The organism is uncultured Rikenella sp., from assembly GCF_910579375.1.
GTDB lineage: Bacteria > Bacteroidota > Bacteroidia > Bacteroidales > Rikenellaceae > Rikenella.
This window is the reverse complement of record NZ_CAJTUJ010000193.1, coordinates 1-3,314: the sequence shown is the minus strand read 5'-3', so window position 1 is coordinate 3,314 and position 3,314 is coordinate 1. Positions and strand designations below refer to the sequence as shown.

Below are 3,314 nucleotides of genomic sequence, written 5' to 3'. Positions count from 1 at the left end.
GTCGGGAGTTGTCGTACCTCCCGGGCGTCCGTCCGCACAAAGTTCGGCTACATGGGGCAGCTCCGCCCCATTGTCCATCGGCCCACTCCTTCCCCGTTTATTCCGAGAGGCAACGCAACTGAAAACCGTCACCACGATTGCTCGCATACGAAGGATGCATGCCCGTCGCACCGAACAACAAACGCCAGGCATAAGTGCTGTTGCTAACAGTCGAAGCTGCCCAGAGAATTCCTCCATAACCGGCTTGATCCAGTGCACCCGTATCATGATAGCGGTAGCCCGGGGCGGGGCTGCTCATTCCTCAGTAGGATGGATGCTTTCGGAGACTTCGAGTTGCAGCACGGGGAATTCCTTGTCAGCCTGGACAATAGCCCCCCAAAAAGCGAGAAGGCGCCCGGTGGAATTTCCACAAGGCACCTTCTATAGAGCCACTTCCCCTCCCTACTCCGTCATCGCCCTGTTGAGCAGATGAATCACCTTGCTGATCTCCATAAACGACGCCCCCTTCGCCGCCCCGAACGAGCCCCCGACCACCACCACCAAATCCTCATTCGCAATCTTCCCCGCCCGTTCCAGAATCAGGAGCATCTGATAACTGAACCGATCATGCGCAATCGCCGGCTCCGCATACGCCGCATGCACCCCGTACGAGAGCGCCAGCTCCCGCATCACATGCTTCCTGTAACAGAGCGCATAGACCGGTTTTTCGCCCCTGAACGCCGCCAGATAACGCCCCGTCCGCCCCGACAACGTATCGATCAGCACCGCCTTGACCGGCAGATTCGTACACGCCCTGACCGCCGACCTCGCCAACTGCGCCGTAATCTCGTTATTGATCCTCACCATATTGACATCGATAATCGGCTCCACCTCCTGCTCGATCGCCAGCGCGATTTTCGTCATCGCCTTGACCGCCTCCACCGGATACTTTCCGTTCGCCGTCTCACCGCTCAACATGATGGCATCCACCCGTTGGAAAATCGCATTCGCCACATCGCTCACCTCCGCCCTCGTCGGCCTCGGATTATTGATCATCGAATGCAGCATCTGCGTCGCGATAATGACCGGTTTTTTACTTTCGATACACTTTTGGACGAGATTTTTCTGAACGATCGGAATCTGTTCCGCATGCAATTCGACCCCCAAATCCCCCCGCGCCACCATCACCGCATACGTATGATCCAGAATTTCGTCGATATGATCCACCCCCTCCTGGTTTTCGATCTTCGATATGATCTTGATCGTACTGTGCTCCGCATCCAGAATGCGTTGGATTTCAATCAAATCCTCCTTATTTCGGACGAACGAATGAGCGATGAAATCGAGATTCATCCTCACCGCCCAGTGAATATACTCGACATCCCGTTCCGTGAGCGCCGGCAGATGGAGATGCACCGCCGGAATATTGACACTTTTCCGTCCCTTGATCACCCCGCTGTTCCTGACCCTCGCGATCAGCGCCCCGTCGATTTTGTCCGTCACCTCCAGCGCGATATCCCCGTCGTCGATCAGGACATCCACCCCGACCGGCACCTCGTCGAATATATCCTTATCATTCAGAAAGATACAATCCCTCGACGAGAGCCGTTCGTTATCGTCCGTTCCGCGCAGCGCGATCTGTTCCCCCTCCTCCACCTCCACCCCCTCGTCCGCCATCCGGGTAGTCCGAATCTCCGGCCCTTTGGTATCGACCAGTATGGCGATTTTTTCCGAGACCGCCCTTACGTTATTGACAATTTCCGTCGCCCCATCGAACGACGTATGCGCCGAGTTTATCCGGACGACATTCATCCCTTCGGCATACAGAGCGCGTATAAACTCGACTTCGCAATGTCTGTCCGAAATCGTAGCTACTATCTTGGTTTTCTTTTCCATCTTATTGTTGGTAGTGTATCGGTTCTATTCTTTTAGGCTCTATTGTCTTTAGCACGAGGCATCACCTCAGTCCAAGGTCAGCCGATTTTCGCATGCCACTCGTCCCCGTTTATTCCGAGAGGCAACGCAACTGAAAACCGTAGACCCGGATATGTTCGCAACTGGCTTGAACATCGTCAGTGACAGCACGTAATCCGTAACCGTTCGTATCGTAGTCCGAAGCAGACCACATAGATCCTTCCCGGCCGACAACGCCCAGCGCGCCCGAGGTGTTGTTGCGGAAGCCCGCCTCGCGGTAGCCCGGGGCGGGGCTTATGCAGTCCGCCGCCAGCGGTGAGCACAACGAGCCCCATCGAGTTGCAGTCGCCGCAGGGGGTAGCGGCAGACTGGGCGCCCCTGCGGGTCGCAGAGTTTCGCCCCGTTTATTCCGAGAGGCAACGCAACTGATAACCGTTGTCGCGACTGCCCGAGGTACTGGATGCGAGATATTGCGTGTCAAATCCCATGCACATGCTACCGATCTCACCATCTTCTGAGGTGGCCGACCTGCTGAATCCGCCGTTGCCGACGCCCATCAGCCCGCCATTGGCTCTCTCGCGGTAGCCCGGGGCGGGGCGATCGTCGCAACCGACCGGGTTACCCCTACTCCAATGGCCGCCTCTACCCCAAATTAAAGCCAAGACGGGCTATCTTTTGAGTACCGAACGGCCCGGGCTTCCGCAACGCCCACTCCGGCACGACCGGGCTTAATGGGAACCGGGGATACAGTTGGTCGTCTTCAGTGGACGATGCCAACGGTTTCCGTTTGTATTTCAGCGCGACGTGGACGACCAACGATGCAAACTATCGTTCCTACGGTTTTCAGTTGCGCTGCCTCTCGGAATAAACGGTGCCGCTCGGCACGCGAAAGCTGGCCGGGTCTACCCTAATTAGGTGCCTCTACACTATCTGGCTTGACGTTGGCGGGCCGGGCGCCCGGGAGGAACGGCAACTCTCGACGCGCGAGCGGCGTGTTTCGGGCCTACCGGGGAGAGGCGGTCGGCCCGCGCGACCTGAAAGGGTCGCAAAAACACTACCTATTCGTTCTGGGTACGACAACAGTTCGCCGCCAGCGGGGGCGCAACGAGCTCCGTCGAGTTGCAGTCCGCCGCGTGGGGTGGCGGCGAACTGCGCGGCTCAAAGAGCCGCAAGAGCTCGACCAAAGGGTCAGCCCAAAGCACGACCAAAAGTTCAGCCTAATTCTTTCGGTTTCGGGCTGCGGCGTCTGGCCCGCGCGACCCTAAAGGATCGCAAAAGCTCGGCCCATTTACCGCCCAATCTTTCGGTTTCGGGCTACGGCGTCCGGCCCGGGCATCAAAGATGCCCCGCCGCAGGTCCGGCGATTCTACGAGTCCCAGAAGCACTTCCCCATTCTCGGAAGTTCGTTCTCGGAGCGTCCC

General features: G+C 57.8%; 4 protein-coding genes. All 4 read right to left on the bottom strand.

Translation table 11 applies throughout. The features are described 5' to 3' along the window. Positions 1–97: 97 nt before the first annotated feature. Positions 98–298 (bottom strand): hypothetical protein, encoded by a 201-nt coding sequence (locus tag QZ302_RS09525; RefSeq protein WP_294594807.1) that lies wholly within the window; start codon positions 296–298, stop codon positions 98–100. Positions 299–441: 143 nt separating this feature from the next. Next, entirely contained in the window at positions 442–1,875 is a 1,434-nt protein-coding gene (gene pyk / locus QZ302_RS09520) for a pyruvate kinase (protein ID WP_294594805.1), read from the bottom strand. A gap of 109 nt (positions 1,876–1,984) precedes the next feature. Further along, complete coding sequence (locus QZ302_RS09515) at positions 1,985–2,218, bottom strand: hypothetical protein (RefSeq protein ID WP_294594802.1); 234 nt, start codon at positions 2,216–2,218, stop codon at positions 1,985–1,987. Between the two features lie 79 nt (positions 2,219–2,297). Next, positions 2,298–2,450: a hypothetical protein gene (locus QZ302_RS09510; RefSeq protein ID WP_294594800.1), complete on the bottom strand. Its 153-nt coding sequence runs from the start codon at positions 2,448–2,450 to the stop codon at positions 2,298–2,300. Between the last annotated feature and the right edge of the window lie 864 nt (positions 2,451–3,314).